This is a genomic window from Myxococcus sp. CA039A (assembly GCF_013336645.1).
GTDB lineage: Bacteria > Myxococcota > Myxococcia > Myxococcales > Myxococcaceae > Myxococcus > Myxococcus llanfairpwllgwyngyllgogerychwyrndrobwllllantysiliogogogochensis.
On sequence record NZ_JABUMQ010000041.1, the window covers coordinates 1 to 22,128 of the forward strand.

The 22,128-nt window shown below is 70.8% G+C and carries 16 protein-coding genes; 6 read left to right on the forward strand and 10 right to left on the reverse strand.

Going from position 1 to position 22,128, the window contains the following annotated elements; translation table 11 throughout:
• Together HR086_RS09465 and HR086_RS09470 are read left to right on the forward strand one after the other, a co-directional pair.
• Positions 1 to 1,256 (forward strand): sigma 54-interacting transcriptional regulator (locus HR086_RS09465; RefSeq protein WP_174465416.1); only part of this gene is annotated, 1,256 nt, incomplete at its 5' end.
• Positions 1,257 to 1,345: 89 nt separating this feature from the next.
• Entirely contained in the window at positions 1,346 to 1,879 is a 534-nt protein-coding gene (locus HR086_RS09470) for a hypothetical protein (protein WP_174458464.1), read from the forward strand.
• 12 nt (positions 1,880 to 1,891) lie between these two features.
• Here HR086_RS09470 and HR086_RS09475 read toward each other — a convergent pair whose 3' ends face one another.
• Positions 1,892 to 5,509: a serine/threonine-protein kinase gene (locus HR086_RS09475; RefSeq protein WP_174465417.1), complete on the reverse strand. Its 3,618-nt coding sequence runs from the start codon at positions 5,507 to 5,509 to the stop codon at positions 1,892 to 1,894.
• A 336-nt stretch (positions 5,510 to 5,845) separates the two neighbouring features.
• Between HR086_RS09475 and rsgA the strand changes: the two genes are divergently transcribed.
• Positions 5,846 to 6,937, forward strand: a complete 1,092-nt coding sequence (gene rsgA, locus HR086_RS09480) for a ribosome small subunit-dependent GTPase A (protein ID WP_174461673.1) — start codon at positions 5,846 to 5,848, stop codon at positions 6,935 to 6,937.
• A gap of 409 nt (positions 6,938 to 7,346) precedes the next feature.
• On the opposite strand, the gene HR086_RS09485 is transcribed toward rsgA, so the two are convergent.
• Together HR086_RS09485 and HR086_RS09490 are read right to left on the reverse strand one after the other, a co-directional pair.
• Positions 7,347 to 7,877 carry a hypothetical protein gene (locus HR086_RS09485; protein ID WP_174458461.1) on the reverse strand — a complete coding sequence of 177 codons (531 nt, stop codon included), beginning with the start codon at positions 7,875 to 7,877 and terminating at the stop codon, positions 7,347 to 7,349.
• Positions 7,878 to 7,915: 38 nt separating this feature from the next.
• Positions 7,916 to 9,565, reverse strand: a complete 1,650-nt coding sequence (locus HR086_RS09490; RefSeq protein WP_174465418.1) for a hypothetical protein — start codon at positions 9,563 to 9,565, stop codon at positions 7,916 to 7,918.
• A 347-nt stretch (positions 9,566 to 9,912) separates the two neighbouring features.
• Here HR086_RS09490 and HR086_RS09495 point away from each other — a divergent pair, with 347 nt between their 5' ends.
• Complete coding sequence (locus HR086_RS09495) at positions 9,913 to 12,372, forward strand: PAS domain S-box protein (RefSeq protein WP_373564282.1); 2,460 nt, start codon at positions 9,913 to 9,915, stop codon at positions 12,370 to 12,372.
• Here HR086_RS09495 and thrA read toward each other — a convergent pair.
• Complete coding sequence (gene thrA / locus HR086_RS09500; protein ID WP_174458458.1) at positions 12,294 to 14,747, reverse strand: bifunctional aspartate kinase/homoserine dehydrogenase I; 2,454 nt, start codon at positions 14,745 to 14,747, stop codon at positions 12,294 to 12,296. The two genes, HR086_RS09495 and thrA, sit on opposite strands and share 79 nt — an antisense overlap.
• Positions 14,748 to 14,933: 186 nt before the next feature.
• On the opposite strand from thrA, the gene HR086_RS09505 reads away from it, so the two are divergent.
• Positions 14,934 to 15,071 carry a hypothetical protein gene (locus tag HR086_RS09505; protein WP_174465420.1) on the forward strand — a complete coding sequence of 46 codons (138 nt, stop codon included), beginning with the start codon at positions 14,934 to 14,936 and terminating at the stop codon, positions 15,069 to 15,071.
• A gap of 57 nt (positions 15,072 to 15,128) precedes the next feature.
• On the opposite strand, the gene HR086_RS09510 is transcribed toward HR086_RS09505, so the two are convergent.
• The 5 genes from HR086_RS09510 to HR086_RS09530 all read right to left on the reverse strand — a co-directional run bounded on the left by HR086_RS09510 (position 15,129) and on the right by HR086_RS09530 (position 20,021).
• Positions 15,129 to 16,700 carry an adenylate/guanylate cyclase domain-containing protein gene (locus HR086_RS09510; protein WP_174465421.1) on the reverse strand — a complete coding sequence of 524 codons (1,572 nt, stop codon included), beginning with the start codon at positions 16,698 to 16,700 and terminating at the stop codon, positions 15,129 to 15,131.
• Positions 16,701 to 16,778: 78 nt separating this feature from the next.
• A complete protein-coding gene (locus HR086_RS09515; protein ID WP_141643834.1) occupies positions 16,779 to 17,804 on the reverse strand; it encodes an inorganic phosphate transporter in 1,026 nt (341 codons plus the stop codon).
• Position 17,805: 1 nt separating this feature from the next.
• The gene (locus HR086_RS09520) at positions 17,806 to 18,432 is read right to left on the reverse strand and encodes a DUF47 domain-containing protein (RefSeq protein WP_174458456.1); all 627 of its coding nucleotides are present in this window, start codon (positions 18,430 to 18,432) and stop codon (positions 17,806 to 17,808) included.
• A gap of 236 nt (positions 18,433 to 18,668) precedes the next feature.
• A complete protein-coding gene (gene trxA, locus HR086_RS09525) occupies positions 18,669 to 18,995 on the reverse strand; it encodes a thioredoxin (protein WP_174465422.1) in 327 nt (108 codons plus the stop codon).
• Between the two features lie 123 nt (positions 18,996 to 19,118).
• A complete protein-coding gene (locus HR086_RS09530) occupies positions 19,119 to 20,021 on the reverse strand; it encodes a LysR family transcriptional regulator (RefSeq protein ID WP_174465423.1) in 903 nt (300 codons plus the stop codon).
• Positions 20,022 to 20,154: 133 nt separating this feature from the next.
• Between HR086_RS09530 and dusA the strand changes: the two genes are divergently transcribed.
• On the forward strand, positions 20,155 to 21,150 hold the full coding sequence (gene dusA / locus HR086_RS09535) for a tRNA dihydrouridine(20/20a) synthase DusA (protein WP_141646607.1): 996 nt from the start codon (positions 20,155 to 20,157) through the stop codon (positions 21,148 to 21,150).
• Between the two features lie 32 nt (positions 21,151 to 21,182).
• Here dusA and HR086_RS09540 read toward each other — a convergent pair whose 3' ends face one another.
• Positions 21,183 to 22,088, reverse strand: coding sequence for a Virginiamycin B lyase (locus HR086_RS09540; protein ID WP_174465424.1), 906 nt, complete (start codon positions 22,086 to 22,088; stop codon positions 21,183 to 21,185).
• Between the last annotated feature and the right edge of the window lie 40 nt (positions 22,089 to 22,128).

Consider the following 22,128-nt stretch of genomic DNA (forward strand, 5'->3'; position numbering starts at 1 on the left):
GGGTGCCAGGGGGGAGCTGGGACTTCCGACCGGAGGCGCTCGCGGCGGGAGTGACGCTGGAGCTGGCCGGGCGCGTGGTGCTGCTGTTGCACCGGGTGGCGGTGGACGAGGAGCGGTCCGCGGACACGTTGGGCATGGTGGGGCAGAGCTCCGCGCTGGGCCGGGTGCGCACGCGCGTCCGCCAGGTGGCGGACCTGGACGTGCCGGTGCTCATCCGGGGCGAGACGGGCTCGGGCAAGGAGCTGGTCGCGCGCGCGCTCCACCAGCGTGGCCCTCGTCGCAAGGGGCCCTTCGTCAGCGTCAACCTGGGCACGCTGGCCCGCGAGCTCGCCGCGGCGGAGCTGTTCGGCGCGCAGCGGGGCGCCTACACCGGCGCGTCCCAGAGCCGCGAGGGCTTCTTCCGCGCCGCGCACGGCGGCACGCTGTTCCTGGACGAAGTGGGCGAGGCCCCCGCCGAGGTGCAGGTGGCGCTCTTGCGCGTGCTGGAGACGGGGGAGGTGTACCCGGTGGGCGCGCACACTCCCATCGCCACGGACGTGCGACTGGTGGCGGCGACGGACGCGCCCCTGGAGGACCTCATCGAGCAGGGCCGCTTCCGGGCGCCCCTGCTGCACCGGCTCTCCGGCTACTCCATCCAGATGCCCCCGCTGCGCGAGCGGCGGGAGGACATCTCGCTGCTCTTCCACCACTTCGCGCGGGTGGAGTTGGAGGGGCTGGGGGAGGCCTGGCGCCTGGAGCCCACGGACCCCTATGCGGAGCCGTGGCTGCCGGCCGCCCTGGCGTCACGGCTGCTGCGGCACGACTGGCCCGGCAACGTCCGCCAGCTTCGCAACGTGGCCCGCCAGCTCGTCATCAGCGGCCGGGGGCAGGCTCGCCTCCAGGTGGACGCCGCGCTGGAGGCGGAGCTGGCACCGAAGCCCTCGGGCGAGGAGGCGCCAATCCATGAGCCCACGCTTGTTGCCCGTCGCAAGCCCTCGGACGTGACGGAGCCCGAGCTGCTGGAGGCGCTGCGCGAGTGCTCCTGGGACTTGAAGAACACGGCGGAGAAGCTCGGCATCACCCGGGCGTCGCTCTACAACCTCGTCGACCGCAGTCCCCACATCCGCACGGTGAAGGACCTGGGCGCGGAGGAAATCACCCGCTGCTTCCAGGCCTGCGGTGGCGACCTGGACGCCATGGTGCGGAAGCTGGAGGTGTCCCGTCGCGCCCTCCAGCGGCGGGTCAGGGAGCTGGGCCTCGAGCCTCCCGAGTCATGAAGCCGTGGGGCGTGGCAAGCTCCACGGGCCACCGTCCGGGTCGGGCCAGTCCCGCGCATCCCAAGCGACGTGGCGGGGAGGCTTGCACCATGGATGGGCACTTGAAGCATTGGCCGGGCGTCGTCATGTTGTCGCTGGGGTGGAGCTGCGCGCCCGACACGTCGGGGCCCGCGGAGGTCGATGCGCGGGGCGTGCAGTCCCAGGCGGAATACGACGCCTCCGCCTGCGCCAAGCTCCATGCCGTGCCCTGTCCCATGGTGGACGGGGATTGCCCCAAGCCCGAGGAGGGGACGCTGTGTTTCATCACCATCTCCCTGGGGGCCGACCCCGTGACGCCTCCCCGAAGCTGCGTCTGGCAGCGACACCTGCTCAAGTTTCAGCTCGCCCCGGGTGTCCCCTGGGCGTTGCTCAAGTTCCATGGAGAGGGCGCCGACGCCATCTTCGAGAACTACAACAAGGACGACATCAAGCTGGTGGCGGGGCCCATGTCGAGCTGGTGCCGCAGGGTCCGTCGCAATGCGGTCTGGAAGGACTACCCCTTCGTCGTCTCGACCGACACGGGCGAGGGCCAGCCCGGGGACCTGGAAGTGGTCAGGGATCCCAACGAGCCCGAGGAGGAGTGACGCTCCAGCTCTTCACGGAGGCGTCGCGCGGGAGCGGCCCGGCTCCGTGAGCAGGGGCGCCCAGGTCCGAGCGAGCAGGGGGCGCGCGGTGAGCGCGCTCGACAGGGCTTCCCGCGCGCGTGCCTGCTGACCGGGATGCTCGGCCGGGAAGGCCCGGGCCTGGGTGAGCTCCAGCGCCGCATGCAGCGCGCGCGCCTCTTCATCGTGGGGGCGCGCTTTCAGCACCGGGGCCACCCATGACAGGCCGCGCTCCAGCACCTCGCGAGGGTCCTTGTCCGCGCGCCGCCGCGCCAGCGCCCAGTCCAGGTGAAGCCGCGCCAGCGCGCGCCGGTCATCGTGGGGACGGGAGCTGACGGCGAGGGCGGCCTCGTGGGCCTGCTCGGCGCGAGTGAAGGCGGCCTCCCAGTCCTTCGCGTGGAGGACACTCCAGGCCGCGCTCAGGCCGCGAGCCTCCGCGGCGTAGCGCAGCGCTTCCTCGTCCCGGGGGTTGCGTCGCAGGGCCTCACCCAGGGCCTGCTCGGCGGCGTCGAGCTCGGGCCTGGCGTCTGTGCCTCGCTCCAGCGCGAAGGCGGCGAGCACCCGGTGGGCCTGTCCCAGGTTGGCCCAGGCCGTCGAAAGGTCCGGCTGGAGCGCGAGCGCGGCGCGGGCCTCGCGTTGCGCGGCGCGGGCGTCGTCTCGCGGGTCTTCTCCCCGGGCCAGGCGATGGGCCGCGCGGGTGGCGTGGGCTTCCGACAGGTTGCTGTGCGGCAGGCCCTGCTTCGGGGCCAGGGCCAGGGCGCGGCTGAAGGATGCATGCGCTTCGTCCAGGGCGGGGAAGGGGGCCTCGCCGCGAAGCCACGCGGCCCGCGCGCGCTCCAGGTGCACCAGCCCCACGCCCCCGTGGAGCTGGGGCACGTCCGCGTTGAGGGCCAGCGCGCTCCGGTACGACGCGAGCGCGGTGTCCAGGGAAGGACTCGCGTCGCCTCCACCGTCGCGCAGTCGCGTGGCGCGCAGCGCGTGGACCTGGGCCTCGTAGAAGTGGCTGACGAGGTTGCGGGGATTGAGCGTCCGCGCCTTCTCCAGCGCCTGTCGCGCGCGCTCCAGGTCCGCGTCCGCGTCGGGGTTGCGAGGGTTCGACGCGCGCTTGAACCAGGCGCTGCCCAGGTTGATCCACGCGTCGGGAAGCGCCTCGTCGATGCGGATGGCGGTGAGGTACGCGTCGATGGCGCGCTTGCGATGGCCGAGCGAGTCCTCGCCCACCGCGTCCTCGTGGTCCGCCCACACCTTGAAGATGAGGCCCAGGTTGGAGTGGTAGTCGTAGCCGCGCTCCTGGAGCGCCACGCCGTCGAAGGCCTCGATGGCCTGCTTCAGCGATTCCCGGGGGTCCTCGCTGCGCGCCTGTTGAATCCGGGCGCGCTGCCAGAGCACCAGCCCCAGCGCGTGGCGGACCTCGCTGCTCACGGGGTCCACGTCGAGCGCGGCCCGGGCCGCCTTCAGCGCCGCCTGGAGCGCGGCTTCCGCGTCGCCACCCTGTCGGCTCCGGAACTCGGCGAGCCTGCGATGGAGGTGGGCCTTGCGCACCAGGGACGGCAGGTGTCGGGGCGACGCGGTGAGCGCGCGCTCCAGGGCTTTGAGCGCCCGCTCGATGTGCGGTGTCACGTCACCCTGGCCATACAAGCCCATGCGCAGGGCCACCTGCTCGACGCCGGCCAGGGCCAGGTGTGACTCCGGCAGGCTCTCCGCCAGGGACGCGGCGCGGACATGGGCCTTCCTCGCCGCCTCCAGGTCTTCTTGCGCGCGCTCGCGACGTCCCGCGTCCCAGTGCCCGGTGGCGCGCGCCACCAGCACGTCACCCCTCAGGAGCGGGGCCTCGAAGAACCAGGGCAGCCGGTCTCCCAGCGCATCCAGCCGCTCCAGCGCGTCCTCGTATCGCTCCTCGTGGTACGCGAGCAGGGCCGCGACGTACTCGGCCGGGGGCAGGTCGGCGCCGCTGCCCTGTCGCAACCACGCCAGCGCGGGCTCCCGGTAGAGCGTCACCAGCTCGCGCCGCCGCGCCTGTCGCTCCGAGGCGGGCAGGTGCTCGTAGGCGCGCAGCCGCTCCTGGTAGAGCTGCCCGAGCGCGAGCGCCAGCGCGCACGCGACGCGAGGCGTGCGGGTGCCATGCTTCCACGCGGCCTCCAGGTGCTCCCGGGCCCGCGCCGGTTCTCCGAGCGCCAGCCAGCCCCGGCCCAGCGCCTCGTTGCCCGGCCCGAGCGCGTGCTCGCCGCCCTCGCGCATCTCCCCCGCGATGTCCTGGAGGCGCGTCTCCAGTACGTGCCGCTCATTCCGGGTGTCGTGCAGTCGCGTCAGGGCGGTGTAGCGCGCGCGGGACTCCACGTGCTCGGCCAGCTCGGAGAAGCGCCGCGCCAGGTGCTCGCGCACGTCCGCGTCCCGGCGGGCCAGCACGGCCTGCACTCCGGCCAGCAACATCAGCAGGCCCGCCACCGCCGCGAGCAGCAACCCACGCCAGTGTCTGCGCGTCAGCCGCGCCAGCCTCCAGGCCGTCCCCACCGAGCGCGCGAGCACCGGCTCCCCGTCGAGGAAGCGTTGCAGGTCCTCCGCGAGCGCGCGCGCCGAGTCGTAGCGGGCCGCGCGCTGCTTCTCCAGACACTTGAGGACGATGGCCTCCAGGTCCGCGGGAACCTCGGGCGCGAGCACGCGAGGCGGTGTGGGGTCCTCGGTGGGGATGCGGCTGAGCACCTCCAGCGCGTTGCCCCCGGGGATGGGCGGCTGGCCCACCAGGAGCGCGTAGAGCGTGGCGCCCAGGGCATAGACGTCCGCGCGGCGGTCCAGGCGGTTCACCTCTCCGCGCGCCTGCTCCGGCGCCATGTAGTGCGGCGTGCCGAGGATGGAGCCCGTGGCGGTGGCCCCCTCTCCCGGGTCCCTGGCGAGGCCGAAGTCCATGACGTACGGCTTCCACTGCCCGTCGGCCGTGCGCTCCACCAGGATGTTGGACGGCTTGAGGTCCCGGTGGATGAGGCCCGCGCGGTGGGCGGCGTGTACGCCCTCGGCGGCCTGGGCCAGTATCAGCGCCTTCTGCTCCAGGCTGAGCACGCCCGCGAGCTGGTGGAGGGGCTGTCCATCCACGTACTGCATGGCGATGTACGCGCGGCCCTGGACCTGGCCCACTTCGTACACCTTGCACACCCGCTCGTGGTCCACCCGCGCCTGGGCCTGCGCCTCGGCGACGAAGTGCCGCGCCCGGTCCGAGTCGTCGTCCCTCACGAACTTGAGCGCCACGGGGCGACGCAGCACCGGGTCCTGGACCAGGAAGACGCGCCCCATGCCGCCTTGTCCCAGGAAGCGGATGGGCGCGTAGCGCTCCCAGCCCGGCACGGGGAAGCCAGGCTCCGGCTCCGGCTCCAGCGCCTTGGGGGGGCCCACCTGTCCGGTGGCCGTGGGGGCGCCCACCAGCGCGCCCTGGAGGGCCGCGCGCGACGCGCTCCGCAGCGAGGCGAGCGTGTGCTCGGACAGTCGCCCCCGCTCCCGCAACAGCTCCAGGGGCGCGGCCTCGCGTCGCAGGGCCTCCGCCCGCAGCGCCTCCACTTCGCTGTCCGAGAGCAGGCCCTCGAAGAGCACCGCCCGCAGCTCCGCCTCGTAGTCCTCGCGCATCGGCGTTCCCAGGCTCGTGTGTCCGCGGCCTTCTCTACCGAGACGACGGGCGGGACGTTTTGTACCACCCGCCCCCCACGACATCCCCCGTGCACGGGGCGGGCCTCGTTGATATGCAGGGGGCGCCGGACGGCGGTCGTCGTCGTCCCGCGTGTCCCCTGGAGGCCCCATGCACGCCGACATTCATCTTGCCGCGGTGGGAGTCCTGTTCACCCGGAGGACGCGGGCCTGGTAAGGCCGGCGTGAAGGCCCGTCACAGCGCGGTCCACGTCCCCCCGGGTGCCCCTGAAGAACCGAGGTGCGCCGCAGGCACCGCTCTGTCCGGAGTCTTTCCACGTGTCACTTGAAACCTTTGGTTGGGGGCCCGAGCTGGCCCAGGCTTTCTCCGTCGTCGTCGCATCGTCCCCTCTGCCCCTCGTCCCCGGCCGCGTGGTGCGCCAGCACCGAGGGCTCGTCTCCGTGCAGACCGCCGAGCGCACCCTGTGGGCGCGCACGGCGGGAAAGCTGCTCCACCAGGCCCCCGGCGCCGAGTCGCTGCCCACCGTGGGGGACTGGGTCGCGATGCTCATGCCTCCCGGAAAAGGGGAGGGAATGCTGCACGCCGTCCTGCCGCGCAAAAGCCTGCTCGTGCGCCGGGAGGTCGGCCGCGAGCAGGGCGGCGGCCAGCTCATCGCCGCCAACCTGGACGTCGTGCTGCTCGTCGCCGGGCTGGATTCGAACTTCAACCCCCGCCGCATCGAGCGCGCGCTCACCCTGGCCTGGAGCAGCGGCGCCACCCCCGCGGTGCTGCTCACCAAGGTGGACCTCCACGACGACGCGACGTCGCTCGTCCAGGCCGTGGAGGCACTGGCCCCCGGGGTCCCCGTGCTCGCGCTGAGCTCATGGACTGGCGAGGGGCTCGACGCGGTTCGGGCGCTGCTGCCCTCCGGCAAGACGGGCGCGCTTTTGGGCTCCTCCGGCGTGGGCAAGTCCACCCTCGTCAACCGGCTGCTGGGCGAAGAGCGCCTGGCCACCCAGTCGGTTCGCGTGGAGGATGACAAGGGGCGTCACACGACGACGCACCGCGAGCTGTTCCTCCTGCCCCACGGCGCACTGCTCATCGACGGCCCCGGGATGCGCGAGCTGGGGCTGATGGGGGATGAGGAGGAAGGCATCGAGCAGACCTTCGCCGACATCCTCGAGCTGGCGGAAGGGTGCCGTTTCAACGACTGCACCCACCAGGGCGAGCCGGGGTGCGCCGTGCGCGCCGCCGTCAAGGCCGGAACACTTCCCGAGGAGCGGCTCTCGAGCTTCGAGAAGCTCCAGAAGGAGAAGGCGTTCCAGTCGCGCCAGGCGAGCCCCGCCGCGCAGCGTGAGCAGCGCAAGTTCGAAAAGGGCCGCACGATGATTGGCTGGGAAGTCTCTCGCGCCAAGCGCCGCCGCGACTGAACCCCCCGGGCTGAAAATCGCCGCGGAAATCCCGCGCTCAAGGATTTGGACCCGTCGCGTTTGGATATTTCGAAAGGTGGGGACACCCGGGCAGAGCCGGGGTGTCCAAGGGGTTCAGACGCAGAGCGTCTGAAGGGCGGTTGGGGGGAGTGTCCGGGCGGTTTGCCGGCACTCGAGTTTTCGAACGCACTGCGTTCGAGGGGGGACGAGGCGCGCCGGGGGGCTCGCCTCTGACCTTGTGAGGGGGCGCCCCTGGGGAGGGGCGTGGCTTCCGGAGGGCATGCCGAGGGGCGTGCCCGACGTTGGACCGGAAGTTCGAATTCGAGCAGTCCATACGGCGGGGAGCGCGTCGAGGGGGCGCGCTCCCCGCGGTTCTTTTCAGGGCCTGTCCAGGCCCGCCGCACGTGAGCTACCGCGCGGAGTCGGACGAGGGCATCAGCTTGATGGGCTGACCGTCGTCGCCCGTCACCACGTCACCCGTGGTCTTCTGCTGCTGCACGCTGGGCTCTCCCACGGAGAAGGTGGCCACCTTCGTCATCGGAGCGCCTCGGAAGGTGCCGCTGATGGCGACGACGAGGAGCGAGCGCCCGTCGCCCGGGGTGAAGTCCACGTCCAGGGTGGTGGTGGTGGCCTGCTCGAAGCGGGCGCCCCGCATGGGCGTGGTTTCGCTCGTCACGCGCAGCCCGTCCAGGCCGGAGATGTCCACCTGGACGTCGTCCGCGGGGCCCTGGAAGCGCAGGGTGACGGTGGCCTTGTCGCCGGCCAGACTGGCGCCCACCTCCACGGGCGCGCTGATCTTGCCGGTGGTGGCCCCGTTCGCCTGCGACGCGGTGTCCGCCGTGCCACTCCCGGCGGGGCTGCTCTTCGCGGGAGACGTGCAGGCCACCGGCGCCACGAGCGCGAGGAGGCCGGAGAGGAGCGCGGGTGCGATGCGATTCATGAGAACTCCTGGGGGAGACTGAAAGAGGCGAGGTCCGTTCATGGGCTGGTGATGGAGACGGAGTAGTTGTAGGTGCCCGTGCTGTCCTTGAAGCCCGTCACGATGAGCACGTATTGACGGTCCGCCTGGCTGGAGAAGCGGAAGGACTCCGTGCCTCTGAGGAAGTCGTCGGCGAAGCCCGCTCGGGTGCCCTGCTGGAGGGCCTGGATGCCCACGTCCTCGGTCGAGTTGGCGGAGACGATCACCGTCCTGCCCGTGCCGTTGAAGACGTAGTACCGGTTCTGCTGTTGCTGGTTGGAGGGCTTGCCACCCGTGAGAGTGCCGTTGGCGTTGTACGGCAGCGACGACACCGTGGTGTACATGGCCGCCAGTTGGGTGTCGCCTTCGCCGAAGGCGGAGCGAATCGAGCCGATCTGGTAGTGGGCCGCGAGCGTGTCCAGGGCCGCCGCGTTGACGCCCGGCTGCGCCTTGAGCCCGTAGATGAAGGAGCCGATGGTCGTCAGCGCGGGCGTCGTCTTCTGCGGTCCCACCAGCACGTCGTACAACGTGCCGAGACCGATGTTCACCTGGTCATACGAAGCCTCGGCCGCGCTCGAGGCGTCGAAGATGTCATAGAGCAGCCGCATGACGCTGAACTCGGAGAAGACGCTTGGCGTCGGGTCGTCCGCGGCCGCCGTCTCCATGTCGAAGCCGAAGGCGGTCTGCCGGCCTGCTCCCCAGGAGGTGTCGACGTAGAGGGGGTCCGGCAGGAGGATGGCGGAGAGCGCGTTGCCGTAGCCCTCGCCGAAGGCGATGCGCGGATCCAACACGTCGCCGCCGATATGCTGGCCGCCCGGGTTGTCCGAGCGGGAGAGGTTGGACTCGAAGTAGTGCCCCCACTCGTGGACGATGACGTGGTTGTCGAACTCGTCTGTGTCCGCGCCCTCCTTGCCCAGCACGTAGACTTCGTTCTCCGAGGGCGAGAAGTGCGAGGTGCCAATCTGCCCGGTGGACGTGTCGCCGCTGTTGTTGCGCTCCGCGATGTTGTTCGGGCTCCAGTTCACCTTGAGCGGCGGAAAGGGGACCGTGCGCACGGCGAGGAAGGCCCGTGACGCGGTGTACATGCTGTCCAGGATGGCGAAGGGCGCGGCGACCCGCTGGCTCGGGTTGTAGGAGGAGCCCGTCCAACCGTGGCCCGCGTGCAAATCCCTGCTCGTGGTGCCGCCGGTGATGGTGGCGGACACGGCCCAGATGGCGTTGCGCGCCGTGTTGTCCTCCACCTGGATGGCGGGCGTGGTCGTCTTGGCCAGGGTCGCGAGCGTCAGGTTGGCGCCGGTGCCGGCGGTGTAGGTGAGCTGGTAGCGGCCGTCCTCGTCCGTGGTCGCCGTGCCGAGCACGGTGGTGCCCCGCATCACCTGGACGGTGGCGTTGCGCACGGGCCGCACGCTCGTCTGTGCGAAGGCCAGCATGCCGCCACGGGTGGGCGTGGTCGTGAGAATGGCCGGAACAAAGTCGTACGTCACCCTGCCGGTGAGGGTGGCGGTGATCGGCGGGCCCGCATCGGGCTCGGGCACCCCCGCATCGGGATTGCCTCCGCCGTCGGGCTCGTCGTCGTTGCCGTTGTCGGTACAGCCGAACATGGTGAGACTGAGCGCGAGCGCCAGCATCGCGCTGGTGCGGCCCCAGACCGATTTGCGAGACACGTACATTCCGTCCTCCCCCTTCCTTTCGCTTTCGATGGGTGGCGGGCATTCTCGGCGGGTCCTCCTGGAACTTCAAACGTTGGAGGGCGGATGCGGCCCGTGAGCCGCGAATTGTCGGGGAAGGGTGTGCACTCTGGCCGGGAGCGTCCGGGCGTGCGGGCCCGTCCTCGAGGCTCGGCAGGCAGGCCGGCCTCGCCTCGGACCCAGGTGTGGGTTGGCGTTGGAGCAGGGCGCGCGCATCGTTCACGCAGGCGTCGCGCGCGCGGGGGGCGAGCGACCCCCTGGCCCATCGTCTCCTCGCCATGCCCTCTTCGACCGACAGTCCGAGCCTGCCTCACCCCGTCGGGAGGGATGTGCCTGTCGAGGGCGGCGAGAGCTTCTTCCAGTCCGTCGTCACCAGCATGGCGGAGGGCGTGGTGGTGGCGGACGAGCAGGGGAGGTTCGTCTTCATCAACCCCACCGCGGCGCAGTTGATGGGGGTGGACGCCTCGGGCACGGCGCTCTCCGAGTGGTCGTCGCACTTCGGCCTCTTCCTGCCGGACCAGGTCACGCCGTATCCCCCGGAGGACCTGCCGCTGGCGCGCGCCATCCGGGGCGAGTCGATGAGTCAGGTGGAGATCTTCCTGCGCAACCCCGAGAAGCCCTCGGGCGTCTGGCTGCTGGTGAGCTGCCGACCCGTGCGGGACGCGAGCGGAGCACCGCGCGGCGGGGTCGCCGTCTTCACCGACATCACCGAGTTCAAGCGGGCCGAGCAGGCCCTGCTCGAGAGTGAGCAGAAGCACCGGACGATCTACAACAACACGCCGGTGATGATGCACTCCATCGACCGCGAGGGCCGGCTGATCAGCGTCAGCGACTGCTGGCTGTCCACGCTGGGCTACCGGCGCGAGGAGGTGCTGGGCCACGACTCGGTGGAGTTCCTGTCCGAGGAGTCCACGCGGCTTGCCCGGGAGAAGGTGCTGCCCGCCTTCTTCGCGACGGGCTTCTGCAAGGACGTCCCGTACCGGCTTCGCAAGAAGAACGGCGAGTACCTCGACGTGTTGCTGTCCGCCATCGCCGAGCGCGACTCGAGCGGCGCGTGGGTCCGCTCGCTCGCGGTGCTGCTCGACGTGACGGAGCGCAAGCGCGCGGAGGAGGCCCTCCTGCAGAGCGAGCAGCAGCTGCGGGCCATCCTGGACAACGCCACCTCCATCTTCTTCCTGCTCGACACCCAGGGCCGCTACGTCTTCGTCAACCGGCAGTGGGAGCTGATGTTCCGCCGCACCCGCGAGGACGTCATCGGCAAACAGGTCCACGACCTCTTCCCGCCGGAGGTCGCGGACGGCTTCCATCGGATGACCGACGCGGTGCTCCAGCGACGGATGCCGCTGGTCCAGGAGGAGCGCATCCCCCAGAAGGACGGCCTCCACACGTACATCACCCAGAAGTTCCCGCTCATGGACGCCCTGGGCGTGCCCTATGCCGTCTGCGGCATCTCCACGGACATCACCGAGCGCAAGCGCCTGGAGGAAGCGCAGCGGTTTCTCGCCGAGGCGAGTCGCGAGCTGGGCACGTCGCTCGACTACGAGACGACGCTCCAGCGCGTCGCGGAGCTGACGGTGCCCCGGCTGGCGGACGTGTGCGTCGTCTTCATCCCGGGGGAGGGCGGGCGACTGCGTCCGGTGGCGGTGTCGGCCCGAGAGCCCGGGCAGGCCGAGGATGTGCGAGCGCTGCTCTCGGCCCACCCGCTGCTTCCAGACGTCCACCGGGGCCCGGTGGCGGTGATGGCGACGGGGCGCTCGGAGTGCTCGCGATTGCCTGGGGGCATCCTGGACAAGGATGGGCTGGATGCGAGGCAGTGGCGCCGCGTGCGCGCGCTGGGCGGTCGGCCCTCCCTCAGCGTGCCGCTCCAGGCGCGCGGCCGGAGCCTGGGCGTGCTGACGCTCCTGTCGACGTCGCGGTCCGCGCGAAGCTTCGGCGCGGACCAGGTGGCGCTGGCGGAGGAGCTGGGGCGCCGCGCGGCCTTCGCCATCGACAACGCGCAGCTGTACCGCAAGTCCCAGGAGGCCATTCGCGTCCGCGACGAGTTCCTCTCCATCGCCTCCCATGAGCTGAAGACGCCGCTGACGTCCATGAAGCTGCGCATGCAGCAGATGGCGGCCCTGCTGTCGCGGCCCCGGCCCGACTCGACGCTCGCCGCCAGGCTGTCCAGCATGCTCTTCGTCTGCGAAAGCCAGCTGTCCCGGCTGTCCCGACTGGTGGAGCACCTGCTCGACGTCTCCCGCATCCACGAGTCGCGGCTCGCCCTGCGCCCGGAGGAGATGGACCTGTCGGTGGTGGCGCGTGACGTGGCGGCCCACCTCCGGGAGCAACTGGAGAAGGCGGGCTGCGAGCTGGTGTTGGAGGCGCCGCCGTCGCTGCCGGGCCGCTGGGACAGGCTTCGCGTGGAGCAGGTGATGATGAATCTGCTGACCAACGCGGTGAAGTATGGGGCGGGCCAGCCCATCTGGATGCGGCTGGCCTCCCACGACGAGCGGGTGTGGCTGAGCGTGGAGGACCGGGGGATGGGCATCCCCCGCGAGGCCCAGGCGCGCATCTTCGAGCGCTTCGAGCGCGCCGCCTCACCCAACTACGGAGGGCTGGGGCTGGGCCTCTTCATCACCCGACAAATCGTGGAGGCCCACGGTGGCCGGGTGTGGGTGGAGAGCGAGCCGGGGCGGGGCGCCCGCTTCGTCGTCGAGCTGCCCCAGTGGACTCACGTCAGCGGGCCTTCCACCAGCCGCAGCACGTCCGCCAACACGCCGGACGCCGTCACCGCCGCGCCCGCGCCGTAGCCCCGGATGACGAGCGGCGTGGGGCTGTAGCGCTCGGAGAGGAAGCTGAGCGCGTTCTCTCCGCCCTTCACCGCCGCCAGCGGGTTCTCCAGGGGCACGGCCTTCAGGCCCACCGCGCAGCCCTCCTGTCCGACGCTGCCCACGTACCGCAGCACCTTCCCCTCGTCGCGCAGGCGCTCCACGCGGCGCTGGAAGGCGGCGTCGATGCTCGGCAGCCGCTCCAGGAACGCGTCGAGCGGGCCGTCCGCGTCGAAGTCCGTGGGCAGGAGCGACTCCAGCGCCACCTGCTCCAGCTCCACCTCGCGTCCCAGCTCCCGGGCGAGGATGAGCACCTTGCGCGCCACGTCGGTGCCCTGCAGGTCGTCGCGAGGGTCCGGTTCGGTGAAGCGCTTCTCCATGGCGGTGCCCACCGCCTGTGACAGCGGCACGCCCTGTTCGGTGAGGCCGAGGATGAAGGACAGCGAGCCGGAGAGGATGCCTTCGATGCGGTGCACCTGGTCTCCGGTGCGCAGCATGTTCTTCAGCGTGTCGATGACGGGCAGCGCCGCGCCCACGTTCGTCTCGTACAGGAAGCGGCGCTGGTGGCGCGAGGCCGTCTCGCGGATGGCGCGCCAGTGGGCCATGCGTCCCGCGTTGGCCTTCTTGTTGGCGGTGACGACGTGGAGCCCCGAGGCCAGGAGGGACGGGTAGGCGAGCGCCACGTCCTCGCTGCTGGTGCAGTCCACGAAGATGGGACGGCCCGGGCGCTTCTCGCGCGCCTGCTCGCGGAAGGAGTCCAGCGACGCGGACGCGGTGCCCGCCTCCAGCTTCTCCTTCCACTGCTCCAGGGGGATGCCCGCCGGCTCGATGACGCCCTTGCGGCTGTTGGCGATGGCGCACACCCGCAGGTCCACGCCCTGGGCGCGCAGGTGGGGGGCCTGCTGACGAATCTGCCGCATCAGCTCCCCGCCCACGCTGCCCACGCCGGCCACCAGCAGCTCCACCACCTCCGTGGTGCCGAAGTAGCGGTGGTGCACGTGGGCCATGGCGCGCGGGCCGTCCGCCTCGGTGATGACGGCGGAGATGCTGCGCTCACTGGAGCCCTGGGCGATGGCGGCGATGCTGCAACCCACGTCGGCCAGGCCACTGAAGAAGGTGCCGGCCACGCCCACGCGGTGGCGCATGCCGTCGCCGACGATGCTGAGCACCGCCAGCTGGCCCTGGCGCTCAATCGTGTCCACCTTGCCGGCCTCGCGCTCCACCTCGAACTCGGTCTCCAGCGCGCGCACGGCGGCGTCGGACTCCGACTGCTGCACGCAGAAGCTGATGGAGCACTCGCTGGAGCCCTGGGTGATGAGGACCACGGAGATGCCGGTGCGGGCCATGGACGCGAAGACGCGCGCGGCGGTGCCCGGCACGCCCTTGAGGCCCGCGCCGGCGATGTTGATGAGCGCCACGTCGCGCAGGAAGGACAGGCCGCGCACGGGGTGGTCCGGCGGCGCGGCGGAGTCCGTCACCAGGGTGCCGGGGTGCTCGGGCCGGAAGCTGTTGCACACGCGCACGGGGATGCCGCGCTCACGGGCGGGGGCAATCGTCTTGGGGTGGAGCACCTTGGCGCCGAAGTACGCTAGCTCCATCGCCTCCTCGAAGCTCACCTCCGCCAGCGGGAAGGCCTCCGGGACCAGCCTCGGGTCGGCGCTGAAGATGCCGTCCACGTCCGTCCAGATTTCCAGGAGCCGGGCATCCAGCGCGGCCGCGGCCAGCGCCGCCGAATAGTCCGAGCCACCGCGTCCCAGCGACAGCGTCTTGCCGCGCTCGTCACCGCCGAAGAAGCCCGGCATCAGCATCAGCCCGGGGCCGCTCGCGTCGCGCAGCGGGGCGAAGCGCGCGCGAATCTCGTCCATGCGCGGCGTGGCCTGGAGCGGGTCTCCCGTGCAGATGAGCACGTGGCGCGGCTCCACCGCGTGCGGGGACAGCTTGCGCGCCGACATCAGCGCCTCCAGCAGCAGACAGGAGGCGCGCTCGCCCAGTCCGGACAGGTGGGCGAGCACGGAAGGGGAGCACTCGCGCAGGAGGCCCACGCCCTGGAGCAGGCCGCGCAGCTCGGTGGAGATGGCCGCGAGCCCCAGCTCCAGCGGCGCGAGCGCCTCCAGCTCGCTCCCCAGCTCCCGGGCGATGGAGAGGTGGGTCTGCTCGAAGCGGGAGAGCGCGGCGTCCACCGCGCCGCCCTCCTGCGCGAGCCGCGCCGTGTCCACCAGGAGGTTGGTGATGCCGGTGACGGCCGAGGCCACCACCATCACCCGTGTCTCCTTGCGGGCCTGCTCCACCAGGTCCACCACGCGCCGAATCTGCGCGGTGCCGCCCACGCTCGTCCCGCCGAATTTCATCACGCGCATGACGGCACCTCGTGGAGGGCAGGGAGGCGCGAGACTGCGGACTGGCGGGGCGTCGTCGAGGTCTGGGTCTGCATGGCGTTCCAGGTGGGTGGAGGAAAACGAAAAAGGCCCCGCGCCGGGGAGCGCGGGGCCAGGTCGGAAGCACTGCCGATTCCGAGCTAGACCTCCCGCGCTCCGCGAGGAGTCGTGGTGGTAGTGGTCGTCGTCGTCGTCGTGCGAGTGGAGGGAGCGGTCGCCGCGCGCGCGAAGGACGAGGACGTCTGTCCCCGGGTCCACGCGAAGTCCTGGCGCATGCCGTTCACGAAGTGGAACGCTGACCGATGACCCTGGTGCGAGTCAAGCCACCCTCCCGAACGAGCGGGCGAGGGCCGTGTCGCTCCATCAGTCCCACGCCACCTGGTGGAGCGTCAGGGCGTCCTGCTTGCCCTTGACCCGGGTGGGCGGCAGCGTCGTCAGGCGCCAGGTCGACTCGCGCAGTCGGGCGCGCGTGGCCTCCGAGAGGACGACCTCTCCCGCCTTCGCCACGCCGCACACGCGACTGGCCACGTTGGTGACGTCACCCAGGGTGGCGTACTGCAGATAGTGCCCGGAGCCGATGTTGCCCGCCGCGGCGGGGCCGCTGTTGAGTCCCACGTGGATGCGCAGCTCCGGGTGGCCCTTCGCGCGGAAGCGCGCGTTGAGCGCCACCAGCGCGCGCTGCATGTCCACCGCCGCGCGCACGGCCCGGTCCGCGTCGTCGTCCCGGGAGAAGGGCGCGCCCCAGACGGCCATCAGCGCATCGCCGATGTACTTCTCCAGCGTCCCTTCGTGACGGAAGACCGCGTCCGCCATCACCGGGAAGTACTCGTTGAGCATGTCCACGACTTCCCGGGGACGCAGCGACGCCGACAGCGGCGTGAAGTCGGAGATGTCCGCGAAGAGCACCGTCACCTCCGTCTCCACCACCTCCAGCGACGCGCCCGGTGACGCGTTGAGCCTGCGGACCACGGCGGGAGGGAAGAAGCGCAGGTACGTGTTGCGCAGCACGGCCTCCTCTTCCAACCGTCGCGCCAGCCGCGCGTTGTCGATGGCGACCGCGGCCTGGTTGGCGAAGGCGGTGAGGAACTCCAGGTCCTGCTCCGTGAAGAGCCCGCCCTGCGAGCGGTTGTCCACGTAGAGCACGCCCAGCCAGGTGTCGCGCGGACGCAGCGGCACGCACATGGCGGAGAGGATGGCCTGCGAGCGGATGGAGGCGGAGCTGTCCAGGCGCACGTCTCGCTGGGCGTTGGCGAAGAGGGACGCCAGGCCGTGGGTGCGCACGAAGTCGACGATGCGCTGGCTGAAGAAGCGCTCCGGGAGCGTCTCTCCGCTCGCCGCGCGCGCCACGCGAGAGCGCAACTCTCCGGTGGCTTCGTCCACCAGCAACAGCGCCGCGCGGTCCACGCCGAGGATGCGGAAGACGAGCTGGAGGATGCGCTCCAGCAGCGTGTCCAGCGAGCCGGGCGAGGCGAGCAGCTGCGCCACGGCGAGCAGCACCTGGAGCCGCTCCCGCGTCGTGTCGCCCTCGGGTTCCGGTCGCACCCGCAGCCGGGGCGCGTCCGCGTCCAGCAGGGTCTCCAGGGGAGACAGGGTGAAGCGCGTGTCCAGCGTGCGCGTGTGCAGCGGACTCAGCTCCTCCTCGCGCTCGGGGTCGCCCGCAAGCAGTTGGAACCACACCTCGCCGCAGCGGAAGGCCTCGCCTTCCTGGAGCACGTGCCGCTCGACGCGGACCTCCCCCATGAACGTGCCGTTCTTGCTGCCCTGGTCCACCAGCACCACGCGCGAGCCCTGGCGCTCAAGCCGCGCATGGCGCCGCGAGATGCTCTTGTGGAGCACGCAGACGGAGCTCTCGTCCGTCCTGCCGATGGTGGTGGTGCCCTCGGAGAGCAGGAGCTCCTGCTCTCCCTCCCGCCCGGGGTTGAGGATGAGACGCATGGAGTGGGGAATGCTAGCACCCGCCCGCGGGCCTCCCGAAGGAAGTGGCCGGCGCGGGCGGGCAGGGGGATGCCGGACTCAACCCACCAGCCGGACGACCACCTGGGTAAGCCCGTAGACGAGCAGCGCCATGAGCGCGGCGGCGGGGATGGTGAACACCCAGGCCCAGATGATGCGGCCGGCCACGCCCCACTTCACCGCGCGCCAGCCGCGCGTGGAACCCACGCCGACGATGGCACCGGTGATGGTGTGGGTGGTGGACACGGGGATGCCCAGCTCCGCCAGCGCGATGATGGTGACGCCGCCACCCGTCTCCGCGCTGAAGCCTCCGATGGGCGCAAGCTTCGTGAGGCTGTGGCCCATGGTGCGGATGATGCGCCAGCCGCCGAAGAACGTGCCCAGGGCGATGGCCGCGTGACAGGAGATGATCATCCACCAGTCGATGTGGAACGGGCGGTCCTTCCAGATGGTGCCGAAGAGGACCACCGCGATGATGCCCATCACCTTCTGCGCGTCGTTGGTGCCGTGGCTGTACGAGAAGATGGCGGAGGACACGAGCTGGAGGCGGCGGAACCACCGGTCCACGTAGGTGGGCGTCTGCTTGTGCACCACCCAGGTGCTGATGAGCATCAGCGTCATGCCCAGGAACGTGCCGATGAGGGGGGAGAGCACGATGAAGGCGGCGATCTTCGCGATGCCCGCGCCCATCAGTCCCTTGAAGCCCAGCACCGGCACCGTCGCGCCAATCATTCCTCCAGCGAGCGCGTGTGACGAGGAGGAGGGCAGGCCCCACCACCACGTCAGGAGGTTCCAGGCGATGGCGCCCATCAGCGCGGCGAAGATGACCGACAGCACGGCCGAGGGGCCCGCGCCGCGCAGCATGTCGAAGTTGATGATGCCCTTGCCCATGGTGTTGGCGACATGGACACCCCCGCTGAAGGCGGCGATGAAGTTGAAGAAGGCGGCCCACGCCACGGCCAGGTTCGGTGACAACACCCGGGTGGACACCACGGTGGCGATGGAGTTCGCCGCGTCGTGGAAGCCGTTGATGAAGTCGAAGATGAGGGCGACTCCGACGATCAGGATGACGGCGGCGAGTAGCATCTCAGGAGTGCTCCAGCACCACACCCTCGATGACGTTCGCCACACCCTGACACTTGTCCGTGGCGGTCTCGATGAGGTCGTAGATCTCCTTCCACTTGATGATGGTCAGAGTGTCGACCCCGCTCTTGAAGAGCCGGCCCAGCCCGGAGCGCAGCACCTCGTCCGCCTGCGTCTCCAGCCGCTTGATTTCCTTGCAGCCGGCCAGAATCTGCTCGGGCTTCTTGATGAGCCGCAGCGCCGCCACCACCTCCTGCACCTTCTCTGAGGACAGGACCAGCAGGCGCGCCAGCTCCGTCGCATCCGGCAGGCTGCTCTGGATTTCGTAGTAGTGCAGCCGGGACGCGGCCGCGTTCGCCAGGTCCAGCACGTCGTCGATGCGCGACAGCAGCGAGTGAATCTGCGTCCGGTCGAACGGGGTGATGAACTGTTTGTGCAGACGGTTGAAGGCGGTGTGGGTGACTTCGTCGCCGTGGTGCTCCACGTCCTTGAGCGCGCGGACCCGTGCGGGCACATCGCGATAGTCGCTCAACAGTTCGTACAGCATCTTCGCGCCCTGGACTGTCGCGGCGCACTGCTTGTCGAAGTCGTCGAAGAACTCGTCCGACTTGGGCATCAGCCTTTCGAGCATGGCTACCTCCCGGTTGGGCATGCCCGGGGTGTCACCTGGTCGTGACGCTCCCGTGGCGCGCCCGTGACTACCTCACCTGGGGATAATCGCCAGCCTTCCTTTTTGACTTGCAACTGAAAGCCAGTCACCACAGAGGGCGGCCGTACTCCCGGCCGGTGCTACAGGCCGGGCGCGCCAGGGGTGGGCTGCTGTCGTCCTGGCGCCCCTCTGTCTCCAGCCATTAGCCGGGGCCTGTCTCAGAGCCAGGCGAGCAGCTCCTGCTCCAGCCTCGCCCGGGGCATCGCGCCCACGAGCTGGCGGACCACCTTGCCCTCCTTGAACATGAGCAGGCAGGGCAAGGCGCGGATGCCGTAGCGCTGCGCCGCCTCCTGGTGGGCGTCCACGTCGATTTTCGTCACCTTGAGCCGGCCCCGGTACTCGACCGCCAGCGCATCGAGGATGGGGGAGATGAACCTGCACGGGGGACACCACGCGGCGGTGAAGTCCACCAGCACGGGCCCCTTTGCTTCCAGTACTTCCCGGTCGAACTCCGCGTCTCCCAGCTCGATGACGTCCGCCGCCATGTCCTGTCCTCCTCGTGGGGCACGGCCCGCGGGGCCGCGCCTTGCGTGTGGAGGGAAGGTGTAGTGGCCCCAGGGCCCCGGAACGAGAGCCCCTGGCGGAACGCTTCGTTGCGGGAAGTGCTCCTAACGGGCGCGGCCCGGCGCGGTGGCTTCTTCCCAGGGAAGCGCGGCGCCGCGCTCACCCAGGAGCGTCAGGAAGGCGCGCACTTTGGGGGGAAGCTGCCGGCTGCTGGGGTAGACGGCGAAGATGGGGATGCCCGGCGGTGTCTCTGCCTCCAGCACGGGGACGAGCAGCCCGTTCCTCACGTCGTCGACGACGAGCGACGCGGGCAGCCTCACCACGCCCAGCCCCGCGCGAGCCGCCGCCTGTCCCGCGCGCACACTGGGCACCCGCAGCCTTCCGGTGACGGGGATGCTCTTCGCGGTGCGGCCCTCTCCGAAGAACCAGACCTCGTCGGTGCCGGGCTCGGCCAGCACGACGCAGGCGTGGCCCTGGAGCTCCGCCGGGCTTTTTGGAGTGCCCTGCCGGGAGAGGTAGGCGGCGCTGGCGTAGTAGCCGGTGCGCAGGCGCCCCAGCTTGCGCGCCACCAGCGACGAGTCCGCCAGCGGGCCCGTGCGCAGGGCCAGGTCGTACTCCTCCGCGATGAGGTCCACGTGGGCCTCGGCGAGGGAGACCTCCACGCGCAGGAGCGGGTGGCGCAGGAGCAGCTCGGCGATGACGGGCGTGAGCAGCTCGCCCAGCAGGGAGAGGGTGGCGATGCGCAGGGTGCCCTGGGGCGTGGTGCGGGACTCACCCAGCGCGCGGTTCACCTCGCGGGCCTCGGCGACCAGCCGCGCGCAGTGGGCGTGGTAGTCGCGCCCGGCCTCGGTGAGCCTCAAATGTCGGGCGTTGCGCTCCAGGAGGCGCACCCCCAGGCGCTCCTCCAGGGCGGAGAGCCGGCGGCTGACGGTGGACTTGCGCAGGCCCAGTCGCGTGGAGGCGGCGGTGATTCCGCCCGCGGTCACCACCTCCGAGAAGAGGAGCATGTCATCCAGAAGGGGCGGGCTTGGCGGCACGCGGACAGCCTAACCGGGACGGTTGTCCGGCTCCTCTCCCTTCGGGCCCCCGGGCCTCACTGGGGGGTGGGCACGGGAGGGAAAGCCGGGTAGAGGAGGTCCGATGCCTTCCCGACCCATGCCGTTGTGTGTCGCGCCGATGATGGACTGGACGGACCGCAACTGCCGGTACTTCCACCGTCAAATCAGCCAGCACACGCTGCTGTACACGGAGATGCTGACCACGGGCGCCGTGCTCCATGGCGACCGCGAGCGGCTGCTGGGCTACGAAGCGGCCGAGCATCCGGTGGCCATCCAGCTCGGTGGCTCGGAGCCGGAGGCCCTGGCCGAGTCCGCGCGCATCGCCGAGTCGTGGGGCTACGCCGAGGTGAACCTCAACGTGGGCTGCCCCAGCGACAGGGTGCAGTCCGGCCGGTTCGGCGCGTGTCTCATGGCGGAGCCGGAGCTGGTGGCGCGACTGGTGGGCGCCATGCGCGCGGCGGTGAAAATCCCGGTGACGGTGAAGTCGCGCATCGCCATCGACGAGATGGAGGAGTGGTCCACGCTGGAGCGCTTCGTGCGCCTGGTGGCCGCCGAGGGCTGCACGCGGTTCATCGTCCATGCGCGCAAGGCGTGGCTCCAGGGCTTGAGTCCCAAGGAGAACCGGGACGTGCCGCCCTTGCGCTACGACCTGGTCCACCGGCTCAAGCAGGAGCTGCCCCACCTGGACATCAGCATCAACGGGGGCATCAAGACGCTGGATGCCGCCGCCGAGCACCTCGCGCACGTGGACGGGGTGATGATTGGCCGCGCCGTCTACGAAAACCCCTACCTGCTCGCGGACGCGGACCGTCGCTTCTTCGGCGGGCAGGAGGCTCCGCGCGAGCGGCACGAAGTCGTGGAGGCCATGCTCCCGTACATCGAGCGCAGCCGTCAGCGGGGCGCGCCGCTCAGCGCCGTCACTCGGCACATGCTCGGCTTGTTCCAGGGGCTACCCGGTGCGCGCGCGTGGCGCAGGCACCTGAGCGAGAACGCGCACAAGCCGGGCGCGGGTCCGGAGGTCGTCGTGGCGGCGCTCGCGAAGGTGCGTCGCGAGCCGGAAGCGGTCGTCGCGGCCTGAGCGTCGCGCTGTCGGAGCGGACGTGGCGGTCCTCAAGGGAGCGAGAAGCGCCCGATGCGTCCTGCTTCCTCGGCGAACCACAGGGCTCCATCCGGGCCGACGGTGATTCCGTGTGGCTCCGCCTTCCGCGTGGGGATGGCGTACTCCGTGACGACCCCGGAGGTCGTCATCCGCCCGAGGTGATTGCTGCCCCACTGCGTGAACCACAGGGCCCCGTCGGCCCCCGTGACGATGGCGTGGGGACGTGCTCCCGAGCGGAGCAACGGGTACTCGGTGATGTTCCCCGCCGTCGTGATTCGTCCGAGCTGGTCCGCGAGAATCTCGACGAACCAGAGCGCGCCGTCGGGGCCCCACGTGATTCCCACGGGCCCCGCCTTGGCCGTGGGCAGGTCGTAGCCGGTGACCTGTCCATCCACGGTGATGCGTCCGATGCGGTTGCCCTGATTCTCCGTGAACCAGAGCGCGCCATCCGGCCCGGCGGTGATGAACGAGGGATAGCAACCGGCCTGGAGCAGGAACTCCGTGACGCCGCCGTCCGGTGTGAGCCGCCCAATCCGATGCACGGTCATCTCCGTGAACCAGAGCGCACCGTCAGGTCCGGCGCAGATGCCGAACGGACCGGCTTGCGGCGTCGGCAACGTGAACTCGGTCACCTCTCCGCTCATCGTCACGCGGCCCACGCGGTTCGCCTTCTGCTCGGTGAACCAGAGCGCGCCGTCGGGCCCGGCGGTGATGATGGACGGCCCGGCTTCAGGTGTCGGCAGCGGGAAGCTCGTCACCCGGCCCTGGACGTCGACGCGTCCGACTCGGCCCGAGTGAACCTCGGTGAACCACAGCGCCCCGTCCGCTCCCTTGACGATTCCATAGGGGCCCGTGGACGCGGACGCCAGGGGGTACTCAACGAACTGACCGTGCTCGGAACCAGGGGCCTGCGCCATCGGGTGTCTCCAGGAGGAACATGAAGTGCCCGTCGGACCC

Bases quoted from the DNA above. Each gene is read 5' to 3' on its own strand.
- HR086_RS09470 (WP_174458464.1), top strand. From the start codon at position 1,346: ATGGATGGGCACTTGAAGCATTGGCCGGGCGTCGTCATGTTGTCGCTG.
- HR086_RS09475 (WP_174465417.1), bottom strand. From the start codon at position 5,509: ATGCGCGAGGACTACGAGGCGGAGCTGCGGGCGGTGCTCTTCGAGGGC.
- HR086_RS09485 (WP_174458461.1), bottom strand. From the start codon at position 7,877: ATGAATCGCATCGCACCCGCGCTCCTCTCCGGCCTCCTCGCGCTCGTG.
- HR086_RS09490 (WP_174465418.1), bottom strand. From the start codon at position 9,565: ATGTACGTGTCTCGCAAATCGGTCTGGGGCCGCACCAGCGCGATGCTG.
- thrA (WP_174458458.1), bottom strand. From the start codon at position 14,747: ATGCGCGTGATGAAATTCGGCGGGACGAGCGTGGGCGGCACCGCGCAG.
- HR086_RS09510 (WP_174465421.1), bottom strand. From the start codon at position 16,700: ATGCGTCTCATCCTCAACCCCGGGCGGGAGGGAGAGCAGGAGCTCCTG.
- HR086_RS09515 (WP_141643834.1), bottom strand. From the start codon at position 17,804: ATGCTACTCGCCGCCGTCATCCTGATCGTCGGAGTCGCCCTCATCTTC.
- HR086_RS09520 (WP_174458456.1), bottom strand. From the start codon at position 18,432: ATGCTCGAAAGGCTGATGCCCAAGTCGGACGAGTTCTTCGACGACTTC.
- trxA (WP_174465422.1), bottom strand. From the start codon at position 18,995: ATGGCGGCGGACGTCATCGAGCTGGGAGACGCGGAGTTCGACCGGGAA.
- HR086_RS09530 (WP_174465423.1), bottom strand. From the start codon at position 20,021: ATGCTCCTCTTCTCGGAGGTGGTGACCGCGGGCGGAATCACCGCCGCC.
- dusA (WP_141646607.1), top strand. From the start codon at position 20,155: ATGCCTTCCCGACCCATGCCGTTGTGTGTCGCGCCGATGATGGACTGG.
- HR086_RS09540 (WP_174465424.1), bottom strand. From the start codon at position 22,088: ATGGCGCAGGCCCCTGGTTCCGAGCACGGTCAGTTCGTTGAGTACCCC.